The 18303-nt window shown below is 54.4% G+C and carries 15 protein-coding genes; 5 read left to right on the forward strand and 10 right to left on the reverse strand.

What is annotated here, in order from left to right:
- Nucleotides 1-4: 4 nt before the first annotated feature.
- The 6 genes from mglA to JZ655_RS14070 all read right to left on the reverse strand — a co-directional run bounded on the left by mglA (nt 5) and on the right by JZ655_RS14070 (nt 7174).
- A complete protein-coding gene (gene mglA / locus JZ655_RS14045) occupies nt 5-1525 on the reverse strand; it encodes a galactose/methyl galactoside ABC transporter ATP-binding protein MglA (RefSeq protein WP_046884740.1) in 1521 nt (506 codons plus the stop codon).
- Between the two features lie 81 nt (nt 1526-1606).
- Nucleotides 1607-2605, reverse strand: a complete 999-nt coding sequence (gene mglB / locus JZ655_RS14050) for a galactose/glucose ABC transporter substrate-binding protein MglB (protein WP_046884739.1) — start codon at nt 2603-2605, stop codon at nt 1607-1609.
- 295 nt (nt 2606-2900) lie between these two features.
- On the reverse strand, nt 2901-3923 hold the full coding sequence (gene galS / locus JZ655_RS14055) for an HTH-type transcriptional regulator GalS (RefSeq protein ID WP_207292108.1): 1023 nt from the start codon (nt 3921-3923) through the stop codon (nt 2901-2903).
- Nucleotides 3924-4078: 155 nt separating this feature from the next.
- Nucleotides 4079-5236 (reverse strand): DUF418 domain-containing protein YeiB, encoded by a 1158-nt coding sequence (yeiB, locus tag JZ655_RS14060; protein WP_207292109.1) that lies wholly within the window; start codon nt 5234-5236, stop codon nt 4079-4081.
- A 17-nt stretch (nt 5237-5253) separates the two neighbouring features.
- Complete coding sequence (gene folE / locus JZ655_RS14065; RefSeq protein ID WP_046884737.1) at nt 5254-5922, reverse strand: GTP cyclohydrolase I FolE; 669 nt, start codon at nt 5920-5922, stop codon at nt 5254-5256.
- A 106-nt stretch (nt 5923-6028) separates the two neighbouring features.
- Nucleotides 6029-7174, reverse strand: a complete 1146-nt coding sequence (locus tag JZ655_RS14070; RefSeq protein ID WP_207292110.1) for a YbfB/YjiJ family MFS transporter — start codon at nt 7172-7174, stop codon at nt 6029-6031.
- A 137-nt stretch (nt 7175-7311) separates the two neighbouring features.
- Between JZ655_RS14070 and fghA the strand changes: the two genes are divergently transcribed.
- The gene (gene fghA / locus JZ655_RS14075; RefSeq protein WP_207292111.1) at nt 7312-8148 is read left to right on the forward strand and encodes an S-formylglutathione hydrolase; all 837 of its coding nucleotides are present in this window, start codon (nt 7312-7314) and stop codon (nt 8146-8148) included.
- A gap of 255 nt (nt 8149-8403) precedes the next feature.
- Nucleotides 8404-10389, forward strand: coding sequence for a ligand-gated channel protein (locus JZ655_RS14080; protein ID WP_207292112.1), 1986 nt, complete (start codon nt 8404-8406; stop codon nt 10387-10389).
- 54 nt (nt 10390-10443) lie between these two features.
- Here JZ655_RS14080 and JZ655_RS14085 read toward each other — a convergent pair whose 3' ends face one another.
- Nucleotides 10444-11913, reverse strand: a complete 1470-nt coding sequence (locus tag JZ655_RS14085; RefSeq protein ID WP_040074787.1) for an amino acid permease — start codon at nt 11911-11913, stop codon at nt 10444-10446.
- 155 nt (nt 11914-12068) lie between these two features.
- Complete coding sequence (gene yieE / locus JZ655_RS14090) at nt 12069-12935, reverse strand: DNA-binding transcriptional regulator YeiE (RefSeq protein ID WP_207292113.1); 867 nt, start codon at nt 12933-12935, stop codon at nt 12069-12071.
- Between the two features lie 125 nt (nt 12936-13060).
- Between yieE and JZ655_RS14095 the strand changes: the two genes are divergently transcribed.
- Together JZ655_RS14095 and nfo are read left to right on the forward strand one after the other, a co-directional pair.
- Nucleotides 13061-14107, forward strand: coding sequence for a YeiH family protein (locus JZ655_RS14095; RefSeq protein WP_207292114.1), 1047 nt, complete (start codon nt 13061-13063; stop codon nt 14105-14107).
- Between the two features lie 76 nt (nt 14108-14183).
- On the forward strand, nt 14184-15041 hold the full coding sequence (gene nfo, locus JZ655_RS14100) for a deoxyribonuclease IV (RefSeq protein WP_040074784.1): 858 nt from the start codon (nt 14184-14186) through the stop codon (nt 15039-15041).
- An 84-nt stretch (nt 15042-15125) separates the two neighbouring features.
- On the opposite strand, the gene JZ655_RS14105 is transcribed toward nfo, so the two are convergent.
- Complete coding sequence (locus tag JZ655_RS14105; RefSeq protein WP_040074783.1) at nt 15126-16379, reverse strand: NupC/NupG family nucleoside CNT transporter; 1254 nt, start codon at nt 16377-16379, stop codon at nt 15126-15128.
- A gap of 115 nt (nt 16380-16494) precedes the next feature.
- On the reverse strand, nt 16495-17427 hold the full coding sequence (rihB, locus tag JZ655_RS14110; protein ID WP_207292115.1) for a ribosylpyrimidine nucleosidase: 933 nt from the start codon (nt 17425-17427) through the stop codon (nt 16495-16497).
- 126 nt (nt 17428-17553) lie between these two features.
- Between rihB and JZ655_RS14115 the strand changes: the two genes are divergently transcribed.
- Nucleotides 17554-18252 carry a transcriptional regulator YeiL gene (locus JZ655_RS14115; RefSeq protein ID WP_046884729.1) on the forward strand — a complete coding sequence of 233 codons (699 nt, stop codon included), beginning with the start codon at nt 17554-17556 and terminating at the stop codon, nt 18250-18252.
- The last annotated feature ends 51 nt before the right edge of the window (nt 18253-18303 follow it).

Below are 18303 nucleotides of genomic sequence, written 5' to 3' on the forward strand. Positions count from 1 at the left end.
GATCTTAAAGGTGCAAAGACGCAAGACGGAGAATTTCGTTTTGCGTTGTCGTTTTGGTGTCAACAATTCCGGCAACGAGACCATTGCTCATTACCAGAATACGGTCTGTGATCCCTAACAATTCCGGCATTTCGGAAGAAATAATAATGATCCCTTTATTCTTTTTAGCCAGTTCAGCAATCAGCTGATAGATTTCAAATTTTGCACCTACGTCAATACCACGGGTGGGTTCGTCCAGCATTAAAATTTCGGGCTGGGTCAACAACCAGCGGCCAATAATGACCTTCTGCTGGTTACCACCAGAGAGAGAACCAATCTGGGTACGGTGTCCTGGCGTTTTAACGCGCATTGAGTCAATAACCCACTGGGTATCACTCTTCATGCGGGAATTATCCAGCAGGCCAACTTTATTTTTATAGTTGCGAATATTAGAGATTAACGAGTTAAAGTTAATATCCAGATAAGCGTAAATACCGGTAGAGCGGCGCTCTTCGGTGACCAGCGCAAAACCATGGTTAATGGCTTCGTTGGCGTTATGGTTATTAATTTTTTTACCATGCAGGGTAATGGTGCCGCCCGATTTTTCACGGATACCAAACAGGGTTTCCACGATATCGGTACGCTTCGCCCCCACCAGACCGGCAATGCCCAGGATCTCGCCCTTATGCAGGTCGAAGGAGACATCACGAATCGAGGGTTGACGCAGAGAGGTCAGGTTACGGACCTCGAGGATCACTTCGCCCGGGACGTTCTCGCGGTCCGGGAAGCGCTGGTTCAGTGAGCGCCCCACCATCATGGCGATGATCTTATCCATATCCAGCCCTTCAAGAGGCTGAGTGGCAATCCACTGACCGTCACGCAGAATGGTGATTTCATCGCAGAGCTGGAAGATCTCTTCCATCTTATGCGAGATATAAACAATGCCGCAGCCACGCTCTTTCAGCTTGCGGATAATAGTAAACAGATGGTTCACCTCTTTTTCCGTTAAGGAAGAAGTCGGTTCATCCATAATGACAATCTTGGCATCATAGGAAAAGGCTTTCGCAATTTCGATCATCTGCATTTGAGAAACGGATAGCGTGCCAACGCGGGCCCGTGGGTCAATATCAATATCCAGTTCATCAAAAATCGCTTTGGTATCGCGATACATTTTGTCCTGATCGACAAATACGCCTTTAGTGGGGTAACGCCCCAGCCACATATTGTCCATAACAGAACGCTGGAGAACCAGGTTTAATTCCTGGTGCACCATTGAAATGCCGTTTTCCAGTGCTTCTTTGGCCGAATGGAAGTCAATCTCTTTCCCCTGAAAAAGAATGCTACCTGAATCTTTAGAATAGATTCCAAAAAGGCATTTTAATAATGTTGATTTACCTGCACCGTTCTCCCCCATCAACGCGTGAATAGAGTGAGGACGCACTTTCAAATTAACATTATCGAGAGCCTTAACGCCCGGGAAAGACTTGTTGATATTGCTCATTTCCAACAAGAATTCACCCGACGACTGAGTATTTGTGCTGACCATAATTATACCTTGTTGGCCTCGCATATCGCGTTATAAAAGGGCGCAACGAATTGCGCCCAGTGAGAACTTACAAAAAAGAACTTATTTACCGATAAACTCAGCCAGGTTGGACTGGTCTACGCCCACGTAAGGTACGCGTACGATTTTATTTTCAATTTTCCAGTTGGTGCCATCAGCGGCACCTTTACCGTCGGCCAGGTTTTTCGCCAGGTCGAAGGTGGCTTTCGCCTGGTTGTTGGCATCGTTCAGAACGGTACCGGCCATTGCGCCAGATTTAACCAGAGCCAGCGCTTCTGGCAGGGCATCAACACCGAATACCGGAACAGAGGATTTGTTGTGTGCTTTCAGCGCTTCTACCGCACCCATTGCCATCGCATCGTTGTTGGCAATGACCACTTCAATTTTGTTCGCATTCGGGCCAGAGAGCCATGCGTCCATCTTATCTTTCGCCTGAGCGGTATCCCACATTGCGGTATCTAACGCCAGCTGCTGGGTCTTCAGGCCCTTGTCATTCAGCTCTTTAATCACGTAAGAGGTACGCGCTTCTGCATCCGGGTGGCCCGGCTCGCCTTTCAGCAGCACGAACTGAATCTGACCATCTTTGTTCAGGTCCCAGTTCGGGTTAGCCGCCCAGTGTTTAGCAATCAGGTCGCCCTGGATAATGCCGGATTCTTTCGAGTCGGTGCCCACGTAGAACGCTTTGTCGTAGCTATCCAGCGCTTTACGGGAAGGTTCTTTGTTGAAGAAGACGATAGGAACGTTCTGGCCACGTGCTTTTTCAATAACGGTGCCTGCAGCAGCCGGGTCAACCAGGTTGATTGCCAGGGCTTTAACGCCCTTCGCCAGCAGAACGTCAATCTGATCGTTCTGTTTGGACTGGTCATTCTGGGAGTCATTCATCAGCAGCTGAACGTCTGGCGCTGCTTTAGCATCTTTCTCGATAGCTTTACGCACAACGGACATGAAGTTGTCGTCGTATTTATAAATAGTTACACCGATACGGGTATCAGCAGCGTGCGCTGCGGCACCGAAAAGCATGCTTGCCATTACAGCAGACAGGGTCAACACCTTCTTATTCATGGTATCTCCGGTTTTTTTTATGCAGGGTAGTTCGTGTGAATAACGGTCGGCGGGCAGTATGTTAAAAAAACGTTACTGACTACCGAAGCTCACTTATAAAATTTCTATCTTCCTTGGTCGGTAACGCTCCAGAATGCGTTTTTTTCGTTGTTTGCGGAACGTTTGCTATGGTGAAAATGAATAATCACCGTTACATAGCGTTTCAGCCCCTAAAACGCTGACATCATAGCCAGCGCCTTGTTAAGATACTGTGAATTTACTCACAGATTGAAAGCGGTTACATCACTGCAGATAATTAGTTAGTGATCGGCGCCACAATTTGCCGAATGGCTACGGAATGGCGACGCACCAGCGTTGGCATAAAACAGTGCGTCGCATCAGGATCAAGTTGCCCCGCCGCGCCCAGTAATGCCAGCTCTGTCGCCAGTTTCGCCATAGAAGCAATGGGATAACGGACGGTAGTGAGCTGCGGATCGGTGTAACGGGCAATGGGAATATCATCGAAGCCAATCAAGGAGAGATGCTGTGGCACCGCAATGCCATTATCTTTCAGCGCCGTCAGGGCGCCAGCAGCCATACTGTCGTTGTAGGCAAAAACTGCCGTTAATTGCAGGTTTCGGCCCAGCAACTCAACCATTGCCGTCTCCCCACCCTGCATATCAGGCTCTCCGGTTCCCACCCAGCTATCAGAGGGCGTTATCCCCTGCTCTTTCAGCGCATTTTGCCAGCCTTCGTAACGCATCACGTCATCTTCAATGTGGTGGCTGGAGGCCAGATAGCCGATGCGCTGATGACCATGATTGAGCAGCATCCGGGTAGCCATCATCGCCCCGCTGACGTTATCCAGCCCCACACAACGATGGGCGTAGCCCGGTACAATCCGGTTAATAAGCACCATGCCCGGGATCTGATCCATAAAGCTGGCCAGTTCGTCGTCCGCAAGGGCTTTTGAGTGCACAATCAGGGCGTTACAGCGCTGACGTATCAGCACCTCAATGGCGTTACGCTCTTTCTCTGCCTCGTGATAGCTGTTACCAATCAGCACATACTTCTGATGCTGCTGCGCCACCACATCCACGGCTTTAACCAGCGCACCGAAAAAGGCATCCGACACATCCATCACCACCACGCCGATGGTATCACTGACCTGGGTGGCCAGCGCCTGGGCATTCGCGTTCGGGCGATAGCCAAGCTCGGCCACCGCTTTCAACACGGCTTCCCGTGTATCAGGGCTGACCAGCGCGCTGTTGTTTAAAACGCGGGAAACGGTGGCAACAGAAACGCCCGCGATGCGGGCCACGTCACGAATGGTGATCATATTCACCATCCTTAAAGAGATTGCAGCAACTCACAGACACCCCCTGTGTTTAGCAAGGTGTCTATTCTGGCAGCGCAAGCGCGGGGACTACGTGAAGAAGCTCACACAGATGAAAACGGTTACATCCATTTTGTTAATGATTGTGATCCAGATCGTTATCTGGATGTATCGTTCAATGAAACACCGGCAGCCCTGGCGGTCAGTTGGCGCCACAGCCATTCAACCGGACCCTGGCGGAACCGGCGCAGCCAGTAAACTGAAAAGAGAATGTTTGCGGCCCATACCGGGAGTACGAATGCCAGCAGTTGCAGGCGGTCGAACTTCATAAACAGGCCCAACCGGTAGAAGAGTGTCGTACAAATCAGGGTTTGCAAAAGATAGTTGCTTAGCGCCATGCGCCCCACGCAGGCGATGGCGGTGACCAGGCGAAAACGGCATAGCTGCGGCCAGTAACCATACAGTAACGCCGCGTATCCCACCGTCTGGAACGGCGCACTCAGTTCGCGCGGGGCCTGCAGGAGAAAGGCACACCAGCGATAGTCCCACCCCAACTGCCACTGGGTAATGACCGCCGGCAGATTGATGGCGATACCGGTCAGCACCAGCCACAGGCCAGTACGACGATAGTGCTTCAGGCTAAATTCACCCTTCAGCCAGCCGCTGCGCATCAGCGCGGCGCCCATTAACATCATCCCCGCCAGTTGCCATCCGTACTGTGCCCCGAGCGCCAGCAAACTATCGCCCAGCATATCAAGGCGGTTCGTTATGGCTTCACTGCCTCCGGCAAGCTTCCATAACTGTTCATACTGTAAGTTTGCCGCATCCGGAACCCAGGAGCGGTTGGTGGAATCACCCGAGATTAACCCCAGCAATACCAACACCCCGATCCCCATGGCATACAGCACTACGCCGGTCATAAAGAGATTTTTCACGCCGTGGGCGTCGCGGATCATGCGCCAGCAAATTAACCCCACCAGCCCATACGCCAGCAGAATATCGCCATCCCAGAAAAAGAGACCGTGCAGAAAACCGAGCAACACCAACAGCGTCAGCCGCGACTGGATCCAGCGTTTACCGCGTTTCAGTAACAGCTGTAGTCCGGCGCCGAACAGCAGAGCAAATAAGGTCAGGAATTTAACCTGAGCGAAGAGATCCAGCACCGCCCAGGTCCAGGCGTCGCGGCGAGTGATCTCGCCATACCAGGCAGGATTGAGATAAGCGGCCTTCGGCAGACCGAAGGCGCTTATATTCAAAAGCAGGATACCGAGGATGGCAACGCCACGTACAAAATCCAGCGTGACATTCCGCTCCATATACCCTGCCCTGACGATCAGTTGTGGTGACGAACGGCGCGCAGGAACTCCTGGCGGGTGTTCTGGCTGGATTTGAAAAGACCGCCCAGCGATGTGGTGGTGGTGGCGCTGGTGGCATCGCGAATACCGCGCGCTTTTACGCAGTAATGCACGGCATCAATGGAAACGGCCACGTTATTCGTACCCAGCAGCGTCTGCAGCGCGGTAAGGATCTGCTGCGTTAAACGCTCCTGAACCTGCGGACGCTGAGCAAAGAACTGCACGATACGGTTGATCTTGGACAGACCGATTACCGCATCTTTCGGAATGTAGGCCACCGTTGCTTTACCGTCGATAGTCACGAAATGGTGCTCGCAGGTGCTGGTGAGCGTGATATCACGCACGGTGACCATCTCATCTACCTTCATTTTGTTTTCAATGACGGTGATTTTCGGGAAGTTGGCGTAATCCAGCCCGGAGAAGATCTCATCCACATACATTTTCGCAATGCGGCGCGGGGTCTCCATCAGACTGTCGTCACTCAGATCGAGATTCAGCAGCTGCATGATTTCCGTCATGTGGCCGGAAATAAGACGTTTACGGGTTTCATTGTCCATCTCCTGAACCGGTGGGCGTAGCGGGGTTTCAAGACCGCGCGCAACCAGCGCTTCATGGACAAGGGCAGCTTCTTTACTGAGTGATGGCATTCATTGTTCTCCTGCAGGTGTGGCTCGCTTTTGCCTCTTGGGGGCAAAATGTGCACTCATTGTGCGCGAGGCGGCGCACTTAATCCAGTATTCACAGCGATAATTATTACGATTGCTGTAGCCTTTCATCGTAACGGCGCCAGACCAGCGCGCCCGCGACGAACAGCGCGATACCCGCAAGGCCTAAAGCCGGCTCAAGCTGATGCGTGAGCCAGGTCGACAGCGCCGAGGTTACCGGCCCTACCAGCTGCCCGACCGCATAACCGGTAGTTAATAATCCGGCCATGTAGCGGGTATGACCAGGCGCCAGTTCACGGCCATATAACAGCGATAACTGCACGGCACATAAGAAACCGCCGCCGACCAGCAGCGCGCCGGTAATCAGGCCGGCCATACCGGGCATCAGCCAGGCGGCCAGCACGCCAATACCCTGTAACCAAAGCACCAGTGCCAGCCTGCGGTTTGACGTCGAAATATGACGCAGCGCGATACTCAGCGCAATACCGATCACTGCGGCAACGCCAAATACGGGCCAGACGAACTGGGCGAAGACGCTACCCGGAAAACGCAGCGCCGCCATTTGCGACAGGAAGGTGGCCGGCAGGATATAGCCAAACCCCGCCAGACTGTAGCTCCATACCAGACGGCGGAGATCGCGCGTCAGGACCAGAGGCTCAGGCGCGCTCCCCGGACGGTGAAGCTGCCCGGCGCGGGGCAGATAGCGGGCGACCAGGGCAATCAGCACCAGCGCCAGCACGCCATAAATCTGCCACGCGGCCCCTGCACTCAGGGCGCGCGACTGAATATAAACCGCCAGTAGCCCGCTGATAGCAATACCGGCTCCCGGTCCGGCGAAAACCGCCGCACTCAGCCCAGGCTTGCCGTAATGGGCCAGTCGTTCGTTGGTCCAGGCGGCAATCAGCACCATCGACCAGCCGCTCATGCAGCCAATCACGAAGCGTAACAGACCATGAACAATGGCGTTATCTGCCACGGCAGAGAGCAGCGTTAGCGCTACGGCACCAATAATCCCCAGCCACAGCCGCCCTTCGACGAAGCGGTGGGCGCGCATGGCATCCCACGCACCGACCAGATAGCCGAGATAGTTCATCGCCGCAACCAGCCCGGCGCTGGTGAGCGTCAGTTGACCGGCCGCAATCATCAGCGGCACCTGCGGCGTGAAAGCAAACCGTCCGATACCCATCGCCACGACCAGAACCACAAAACCGCTGAGCGCGATACGCAGCGCCATGATCACTCCAGTTGTTAAAATTTAGTTAATTTATGATGCAGTATTGGGAGGCGATGCGGAAGTGAAAGTTGCTCACAGGTGAATGAATTATCTGTATTATGGGCCGAATGATTCGCCCAACCCTTAAGGAGCCCTGCATGGAACTGCTCGAAGAGCACCACTGTTATGAAGGCCGACAGCAGCGCTGGCGCCACGACTCCACGGTTCTGAACTGCGCCATGACGTTCAGCATCTTTCTGCCGCCGGTTGACGAAACGGCAAGGCCACCGGTGTTGTACTGGCTCTCCGGCCTGACCTGTAATGATGAAAACTTCACCACCAAAGCGGGCGCCCAGCGTGTTGCCGCAGAGCTGGGCATCGCCCTGGTAATGCCGGACACCAGCCCGCGTGGGGACGATGTAGCGGACGATGCCGGCTACGATCTGGGTAAAGGCGCCGGCTTTTATCTCAACGCCACCCAGCAGCCCTGGGCCAGCCATTACCGCATGTACGATTACCTGCGCGATGAGCTGCCTGCGCTGATTACTCAAACCTTTGCGGTGAGCGAGCGCTGCGCCATCAGCGGCCATTCTATGGGCGGCCATGGGGCATTAATCATGGCCCTGAAAAATCCGGGTCGCTTCACCAGCGTGTCGGCCTTTGCGCCGATTGTTAATCCGACACAGGTGCCCTGGGGACAAAAAGCCTTCAGCCACTATCTGGGTGATGATGCCACCTGCTGGCAGGCATGGGACAGCTGCGCGTTGATGCTCGCCAGTCAGCCAGAGCATGCCATCCCTACGCTTATAGATCAGGGCGATGCGGATCAGTTCCTCGCTGGCCAACTCCAGCCTGCGGTGCTGGCCGAAGCCGCGCGTCAAACTGCCTGGCCCCTCACCCTGCGCATCCAGCCGGGATACGATCACAGCTACTACTTTATTGCGACCTTTATCGAAGACCACCTGCGTTTTCACGCCGAACACCTCTTCGCCTAGTTATTCAGGAGGGCGCTGCCCTCCTTCTTTACCTTCCCCTACCTTTACATTCCATCATCTTATTGAATCTTCTGTCATTCTTTACCCCTCCGATCAAACACAAATGATTTCAATTATCATTAGTGTTTACAAATAAACATTCTTTTGTACAATTCCAGGCTCTTCTCCATGCCAAAGAGTTCATACAAGACAAATACATAGGGTTCTCAGGGTTATCTCCATGGAGTTTTATCTTTTTTTATACGGAATGTACAAATGACAATACCTCAGATTAATCGTCTGGCTATCGCCGTTAGCATCGCCACATTGTCCCCTCTCCTTCACGCAGCCGACCAGGATACCGTTGTTGTCACGGCGACCGGCTTTGAACAAAAAATCCAGAATGCCCCCGCCTCTATCTCCGTCATCTCTAAACAGCAGATCGAAGATAAGGCCTACCGGGACGTGACTGACGCGCTGAAAGACGTGCCGGGCGTGGTGGTGACAGGCGGTGGCAGCAGCAGCGATATCAGTATTCGCGGCATGTCTTCGCAATACACCCTCTTCCTGGTCAACGGTAAGCGAATCAGCACCCGCAGCACCCGCCCTAACAGCGATAACTCCGGCATCGAACAAGGCTGGCTGCCGCCGCTGGAGTCCATCGAACGTATCGAAGTGATCCGCGGGCCGATGTCCTCCCTGTATGGCTCCGATGCCATGGGCGGCGTGATTAACGTCATCACTAAGAAGGTATCGAACACCAAAGCCTGGACCGGCTCGCTGCATGGCGATGCCACCTTCCAGGAGAATAACGATTCTGGCGATCTGTTCCAGACCAATGCGTATGCCTCTGGTCCGCTGATTGACGGGCTGCTGGGGGCGAAGGTGACCGGCCTGCTCTCACGCCGCGCGGAAGATAAGATTGAGAACGGTTTTAACGAGCAGAAAATGCGTAACGGCGGTATCACGCTCAACTTCACGCCGGACGAGAAGAACGACATTGACCTCGATTTTGCCCGTGAGTTGCAGGATCGCAACAGCACGCCGGGGATGTCGAAAGCGGCTGAAAACTGTCGCGGTAATGTCTGTACCCCAAATACCAAAAGTGAAACCCGCTACGAGCACACCACCTGGGCTCTGACCCACAGCGGCTATTACGACGATTTCAATAGCACCAGCTACATTCAGCAGGAAGAGACCAACAACCCCGACCGCGATATGCGCTCGTACAACACCACCTTTAATAACCAGAACCAGGTTTTCCTGGGCGATCACACCCTGACGCTGGGTGGGCAGTATCGTTATGAAAAACTGCGTGATGAAGGTAACCAGCTGGCCGCGGCCGATGGGTTAAGCAAGCTGACCCGCTGGAGCTGGGCACTGTTTGCCGAAGACGAGTGGGCGATGACCGAAAGCTTTACGCTGACCGGCGGCCTGCGTATGGATAAAGATGAGAACTACGGCACCAACTGGACGCCACGTGGCTACGGTGTATGGCATCTGGCGGATCAGTGGACCCTGAAGGGTGGCGTCTCGGCAGGCTATCGTGCGCCCGATCTGCGTCAGTCTTCTGCCAACTGGGGCCAGGTTACCGGCGGTGGTCGTCTGGAGGGCATTATTGTTGGCAACCCCGATTTGAAGCCGGAAAAGAGCCTGAGCGAAGAGATTGCCCTGCTGTGGGATAACAACGATAACCTCAACGCGGGCGTCACCCTGTTCAATACCGATTTCAAAGACAAGATCACGGAAGTCCGCCGGTGTAACAGCCGCACCGATCCGGCCTGTACCATCGGCAACCAAACCTATGATTTCGTAAGCGATCGTGTCAACGTCGATAAAGCCAACATGCGCGGCGTAGAGTCCACCTTCGGCTGGAAAATCACCCGGGATGTGAACTGGACGGCCAACTACACCTATACCGAATCTGAACAGAAGAGCGGCCAGTTCTCTGGCAAACCGCTGAACAAAATGCCGAAGCATATGTTCAACACCACGCTGGACTGGCAGGCGACCGAAGATGTCGGCCTCTGGAGTCGCCTCAACTTCCGCGGCAAAACGTCTGAGTACCTGAGCCGTACTTCCATGTCCCATGGCACCCCGTCTTACACCCAGATTGATGTGGGCCTGCGTTATAACGCCAACAAAAATCTGCTGGTTTCTGCCGGGGTCTACAACGTTCTCGATAAGCAGATCGATTACGATACCTACGACACCGTGCTGGACGGACGCCGTTACACCGTGGGGATGACCTATAGCTTCTGATCCACAAACAAAAAGCCCCCGGCGGTTGCCGGGGGCTTTTTTATGGCCGGAACATTATTTCTTAACGCGTCCCGGGAATTCCATTTCGCTGTAGCGCACGAAGCGCGTTCCTTTCGCCAGTTTGTAACCAAACCAGATGATGAGGAACAGCGGGATGCCGATATAGGTCGCCATCACCCCACCCCAGTCGATGGTGTCCGACAGGAAGGCTTCGTAGTTCTGACCCAGGGTGATGATCAAGCAAAGTACGAAGGCAAAAATCGGACCCAGCGGGAAGAAGCCGGATCGGTACGGCAGATCGTTAATATCATGACCCTGTTTCACATAGCCACGACGGAAACGGTAATGGCTAATGGCAATACCCAGCCAGGCGATAAAGCCCGTCATCCCGGAGGTATTCAGTAGCCACAGGTAGACCGTCTGGTTACCGAACATCGAGGTAAGGAAGCACAGGCTGGCAATGACGGTAGTGGCCAACAGGGCGTTACGTGGCACACCGCCGCGAGACAGTTTGGCGAAAATACGCGGCGCTTTACCGTCGCACGCCAGCGCGTAGAGCATACGGGTTGAGGCATACATGCCAGAGTTACCCGCAGAGAGCACCGCCGTCAGGATCACCGCATTCATGATTGCCGCCGCTGAGAGCAGGCCCGCATGCTGGAACACCAGGGTGAACGGGCTGACGCTGATATCTTTCACGTCATTACGCAGCAGGCTTGGATCGGTATACGGAATAATCAGGCTGATGATCAGGATAGCGAACACGTAGAACAGCAGGATACGCCAGAACACCTGCCGCACCGCGCGGGGAATGTTCTTCTCCGGGTCGGCAGACTCCCCCGCCGCGATACCGATCAGTTCAGTACCCTGGAAGGAGAAGCCCACAATCATCGCCACGCCAATCATTGCCGAGAGGCCGCCGGCAAACGGCGCATCGCCAATCTCCCAGTTGCTCCAGCCCGCAGGCTCGCTGCCCTTGAAGATGCCGACGATCATCGCCAGACCCACAATGATAAAGATAATGACGGTCGCCACTTTGATCAGGGAGAACCAGTATTCCGCCTCACCAAAGCCGCGCACCGAGATGAAGTTCAGCAGGAAGATGACGGCCAGGAAGAGCGCACTCCAGATCCAACCTGGCGTGTCCGGGAACCACCATGTCATCACCAGCTGTGCCGCCACGAGGTCAACAGCGATGGTCACCGCCCAGTTGTACCAGTAGTTCCAGCCCAGCGCGAAGCCGAAGCCTTCCTCGACGTACTTTTGCCCATAAGTAGAGAAAGAACCGGAAACCGGCATATAGGCCGCCAGTTCACCGAGACTGGTCATCAGGAAATAGACCATCAGGCCAATCAGAATATAAGAGAAGAGTGCCCCACCCGGGCCTGCCGCGGAAATCGTTGCGCCAGAGGCAACGAAAAGACCTGTACCGATGGAGCCGCCAATGGCGATCATCGTCAGGTGACGCGCCTTGAGTTCGCGACGTAGCGCGGGCGCTTCTGTGGTTTTAGTTTCGGAAACCATATGAAAATGCTGTCCATTCAAAAAATGAGGCGCGATTGTAGCAGAGGATCCGCGTTCCTTCCGGCAGAAATCCTCTGTTATAAGAGAGCTTCATGACCGGTCCAGGATTATAAGTAAAGCAGAGTTTCGACCGATTTCACCCCGGCCCCTGGCGCTTACTGCTGGCAGTAGCGCAGGAAGCGTTGTAGCGAGCTGGAAAGGTGTTTCTGACGATGGCGAATGCACCATAGCGTGCGCACCAGCTTTGGCAAGGGCAGCGCAATCTCTACCAGCGAACCGCTCTCCAGTTGCTCGGCAATCACCCGCCGTGAAAGGCAGCTGATGCCCAACCCATGGCGAACCGCATGCTTGATGGCTTCAGAGTTGCCAAGCTCCATGCCCAGATGAAACTGCGGCAAATGCGACAACAGCAGATAATCGACAATTTCACGGGTACCTGAGCCATGCTCACGTAAAATCCACGGCGCCTGCGCCAGCCGCGCCAGCGTCACCTCCCCCTGTAGCAGCGAAGAGGCCGGCGAGGCAAAGACCACCAGTTCATCTTCCAGCCAGGGTTCAGCAACAATATCCGCGTTATGGCATGGCCCTTCGATCAGACCGATATCGACCCGAAAGTCGATAATGGCGTTAATCACATCCTGGCTGTTCCCTACGCTCATCTCCAGCGGCAAGGTAGGGAAATCCCGGCGGTAGCGGGCGATGACCTCCGGCAGGATATAGTTGCCAATCGTACTGCTCGCCGAAACGCGAATGGCTCCGTTCTCTTCCCGGAACAACTGCTCAATCTCGACCGTCTGCTCCAGCAACGCCAGCGCCCGGGGGTAGAGCAGCCGCCCATGCTCGTTCACCACCAGCCGCTTCCCTACCCTGTCAAAAAGCTGCACGCCGAGTTGCCCTTCAAGGTCGGTGAGCGCCGCGCTGACCGCAGATTGCGATAACGCCAGCATCTGCGATGCCTGGGTCGTCGAGCCGCTTTTCAGCACTTCGGTAAAGACTTCAAGCTGGCGTAAGGTAATGTGCATAGTCGCATTCCACGGTAGGGTCAGTAGGGGATACTTACCACTTATAGAGATTAATTATAAATATATAATCAATTTTATTTTTAAACCAGCGCGGCGTAATCTCCAGCCAGAGAAAGGAGAAGATTATGACGACACTGATTGCACAGCATCATCGTTCTGTATGGCATTACGCCCCGGGTCTGGCCCTGAGCGCACTCATCACCGGCGCGGCGCTCTGGGGTGGCAGTATCCCTGCGGTAGCGGGGGCCGGGTTTAGCGCCCTGACGCTGGCCATTTTATTTGGCATGGTGGTCGGTAATACGGTGTACCCGCGTCTCTGGCGTTCCTGTGACGGCGGCGTGATCTTTGCTAAACAGCACCTGCTACGCCTGGGGATCATTCTGTACGGTTTTCGCCTCACCTTTGCCCAGATTGCCGACGTGGGCGTCAGCGGCATCGCCATAGATGTGTTGACGCTGAGCAGCACCTTTATGCTGGCCTGCTTTATCGGACAAAAAGTGTTCGGGCTGGATAAGCACACCAGCTGGTTGATTGGCGCAGGCAGCAGCATCTGCGGCGCGGCGGCAGTGCTGGCGACCGAGCCGGTAGTGAAAGCCGAGGCCAGTAAAGTGACGGTGGCCGTGGCAACCGTGGTGATATTCGGTACCCTGGCCATTTTCCTCTATCCGGCCATGTACCCCCTGCTGGCGCACTGGTTCAGCCCGGAAAACTACGGCATCTATATCGGTTCGACCATGCACGAGGTCGCCCAGGTAGTGGCTGCGGGTCATGCTATCAATCCGGAGGCGGAAAACGCGGCGGTGATCGCCAAAATGCTGCGCGTGATGATGCTGGCACCGTTCCTCATCTTCCTCGCAGCAAGGGTTAAACAGCTGGCACCGGCGGGCCAGGCGCAGAAAGGTAAAATCACCATTCCGTGGTTCGCTATCCTCTTTATCGTGGTGGCTATCTTTAACTCCTTCCACCTGCTGCCAAAAGCGGTGGTCGATATGCTAATCACCCTGGATACCGTCCTGCTGGCGATGGCGATGGCAGCACTGGGGGTCACAACCCACGTCAGTGCTCTGAAAAAGGCCGGCGTTAAGCCGCTGCTGATGGCGTTGATCCTCTTTATCTGGCTGATCGTCGGCGGGGGTGCCATCAACCTGGCGGTTCATAGCCTGATGGCATAAACCACTACATCCTTCTCCTGTTAACCCGCTATCATAAGCGTTTGCTTTCCCCGGCGGGTTAAACAGGAGTCCCTTTATGAAATATGTTGGAGCGCACGTCAGCGCAGCTGGCGGTCTTGCAAATGCTGCCATTCGCGCTGCTGAAATTGAGGCGACCGCTTTCGCCCTGTTCACCAAAAATCAGCGCCAGTGGCGCGCCGCCCCGCTCTCCACACAAGTGATTGATGATTTTAAAGCCGCATGCGAGAAATACCACTTTGGCCCCGGCCAAATTCTGCCGCATGACAGCTACCTAATTAATTTAGGTCATCCGGTCCAGGAGGCTCTCGATAAATCTCGCGACGCGTTCATTGATGAGATGCAGCGCTGCGAACAGCTTGGCCTGACCTTGCTGAACTTCCACCCTGGTAGCCACTTGTCGCAAATCGACGAATCCACCTGTCTGGCACGCATCGCTGAGTCCATTAATATCGCGCTGGACAAAACGCAAGGGGTGACCGCCGTCATCGAAAACACGGCCGGTCAGGGCAGCAACCTCGGCTTTAAATTCGAACAGCTGGCCGAGATTATCGCCGGGGTTGAGGACAAAACCCGCGTGGGGGTGTGTATCGATACCTGTCACGCCTTTGCCGCAGGCTACGATCTCCGTACTACCGAAGAGACCGAAAAAACCTTCGCAGAATTCGAGCGTATCGTCGGCTTCCAGTATTTGCGCGGTATGCACCTGAACGATGCGAAAAGCGCCTTTGGTAGCCGCGTTGACCGCCATCACAGCCTGGGTGAAGGCAATATTGGCCATGATGCGTTCCGCTTTATTATGCAGGACGCCCGCTTCGACGGCATTCCCATGGTTCTGGAGACCATTAATCCGGATATCTGGGCCGAAGAGATTGCCTGGCTGAAGGCGCAGCAAACGGCGGAGGCAACGGCGTAAGCTTAAGCCCCGGAGCCTGCTGATAACGTCCTCTGCCGCAGGCCCATTTCGATCGACTATCGCGCCGCTTACGCGGCGCGACTCTTACCCAGCCAGGCCAATAAAGAAACCCGCAATGGTGGCGCTCATCAGATTAGAGAGCGTCGCGGCGGCCAGTGCCCGCAACCCCAGCTGCGCAATTTCCGGCGCGCGTCGGGGGGAAACGGCAGAAAACGCCCCGACCACGACCCCGATCGATCCGAAATTCGCAAACCCGCACAGCGCAAACGAGATAATGGCGATGGTTTTCACATCCAGCTGGCCGGCAGTTTGCAGCCAGGGCGAGAAGTGGAGATAAGCGACAAATTCGTTTATCGCCAGCTTCTGACCAATCAGGCTACCGGCCAGATGCGCATCGCTCCAGTCGACCCCCATCAACCATGCCAGCGGCGCCAGCGCGTAGCCAAAAATCCCCTCCAGGGTCGCCCCGCCGAAACCAAACCAACCGCCAATACCGCCAATAATCCCGTTGATCATGGCGATAATGGCCACAAACGCCATGACTACCGTCGCCACGCCGGCGGCGATTTTCAGCCCGGTCATCGCCCCGCTGGCGGCCGCTTCAATAATGCTTTTGGGCGGCGTTTCGGTAAACGAAAGGTTATCGAACGATACCTGCGAGGCCTCCGTCGCCGGGCTCAGTAGGCGAGCAAAGAGAATGCCGCCCGGGATTGCCATCAGCGAGGCGGCCAGCAGGTAACCAATGGGTACCCCTAAAGCGGCGTAGCCAATCATTGTCGACCCCGCGATCGACGCCATCCCGCTACAGATCGCGGTAAAAAGCTCATTGCGGTTAAGACGCTCCATAAAAGGCTTCACGATCGCCGGGATCTCGTTCTGCCCGAGGAAAATGGTGGTGACCGCGACAAAGGATTCGATTTTGCTGATATTAAGCGCTTTCTGGAAAATTCCTCCAAGAAGACGAATCAGGAAGCCCATTACGCCAATGTAATAGAGCAGGCTGACCAGCGCGGTGATAAAAATGATGGCGGGAAGCACGCGAAAGGCAAACACAAAGCCGGCGCCATCAAAGACTTTGTCCATCTTGGGCCCGACCAGCGAGCCAAAGATAAAGGCGCTACCGGCATCGCTATAGGTCATCACTTTGTGGATGCCGTAGGCAGCCTTTTCTGCCAGCCACTTCCCGGGTGGAAAATAGAGCATGATGCCGCCGATGGCGATTTGCAGCAGCAACGCCGCCCCTACCGTGCGCAGACTAATACGCTTTTTATTCACTGACAGCAGAAACGCGATTGCCAGTAATACCACCATACCCAGAACACTTCTCATGACGTCCATAATGATTTTCTCTTACGGCCAGGTCTGATTTTGTTGCGGGCTACCGCTTGCTGCCCGTTGGGTGTGACAGCGATGGCGCTTTGCGCAATGGCTGTCACGCCGCACGCCCAGGGGATTAGTGGTACTTACGTACACACTCTTCCACTAAGTCCCAGAACCAGTGGGTGTCGATGGTGATGCCCACTTTGGTGTTCGCCGGTTTGCCCAGAACGCCCAGCTCATCGCAGACCGTGCGTCCATAGCAAGGGCCACTGTTGACGTCGATTTCGACGTACATCTCCTGGGTTTTAATGCCGGCAGGGTTGATGAGGTAAGCAATACAGGTGGCGTCGTGAACCGGGCCGCCCGCTAAGCCATAGTTTTCATACTGGGTTTTGAGGGTAAAGTTCATGATGTCGCTGAAGAGCTTGCCGGCCGGTCCCCCCGCTTTTTCCATTCTGGCGATCACGTCGGCAGTGCAGACCGTCTGGTTAGTCAGATCCAGCCCCATCATCACCAGCGGCACACCGGAGGTGAAGACAACGCGGGCCGCTTCCGGATCGGCAAAGATATTAAACTCAGCGGATGGGGTGAAATTACCAGTGCCGTAAGCCCCGCCCATCAGCACAATCTCACGGATTTTGGGCACAATGGCGGGCTGCATACGCATCGCCACCGCAATATTGCTCAGCGGACCGACGGGCACCAGGGTGATATCCCCTTCGCTTGCCATCAGCGTATCGATAATGAATTTTACGGCATGCGTATTTTCCGCTTTGCGGGTCAACGGAGCAAATACCGGGCCATCCAGACCCGTTTCGCCATGGATATTATCGGCAACGATTTGCTGGCGCATTATCGGCTGCGGCATACCCGCATAGACCGGAACATGAATATCTAATGTCTGACAGACATTTAATCCATTGACTAATGTTTTATCCAGCGTCTGATTACCGGCAACAATCGTTATCCCTAATAAATCGATAGCCGGATGCCTTGCTGCCAGCATTATCGCAATAGCATCGTCATGGCCTGGATCGCAATCAAGAATAATCTTTCTCTTTTCCATTTTTATTTCCTCGGTTCGCTGTTGCGTTAATTTCATTTCAGTCATTAAGGGGGTAGTGTCGACGATTGAATGTTAACAACGGAGAACGTATGCTAAATATGAGAAATCTCACATCAGGAATGGGCCGTGAAAGAGATCCACAATGAGGTTGTTAAACAGGAACTGATTCTGCAGTCAGGATATAAGGAACGGTTTTCCGTGGATATTTTGCGGGATACCCGCTTGTTTGAGGTCGCAGCAGGTGAGGAGATTGTGAGAGTAGGCCAGCAGCCCGCCTGGCTCTTCTATCTCGTGCGCGGACGCGCCAGACTGTACGCCACCTCAGCCAATGGGCGGGTGTCGCTGATCGACTTCTTTACTGCACCCTGTTTTATTGGCGAAATTGAATTAGTTGACGCGGATCACGAACCCCGGGCTGTTCAGGCTATTGAAGCGTGCTGGTGTCTGGCGTTGCCGATGAAGCAGTACCGCCCCTTATTGTTGAATGATGCAACATTTTTACGGCATTTGTGCATTGCGCTAAGCCGCAAAAATTATCGCAATATTGTTTCGCTTACCCAAAATCAATCTTTCCCGCTGATTAATCGACTGGCGGCCTTTATTTTATTGACGCAGAATTGTGATATCTATCGCGAAAAACATACGCAGGCGGCCGAATATATGGGGGTCTCCTACCGTCATCTTCTTTATGTTATTGCGCAGTTCACTCAGGAAGGTGTACTGATAAAGCAAAAAGCGGGCTATATCATCAAAAATAAATCCCGACTGCTTAATCTGGCGCGGGAGATGGATCCCGAAAATAATTTCTCTGAATTATTACGTTAACCGCTTCACGCCTTTCTCGTTATATTACGCCGATCGACTCTGCCACCCGTA

This window comes from Leclercia pneumoniae (genome assembly GCF_017348915.1).
GTDB classification, from domain to species: domain Bacteria; phylum Pseudomonadota; class Gammaproteobacteria; order Enterobacterales; family Enterobacteriaceae; genus Enterobacter; species Enterobacter pneumoniae.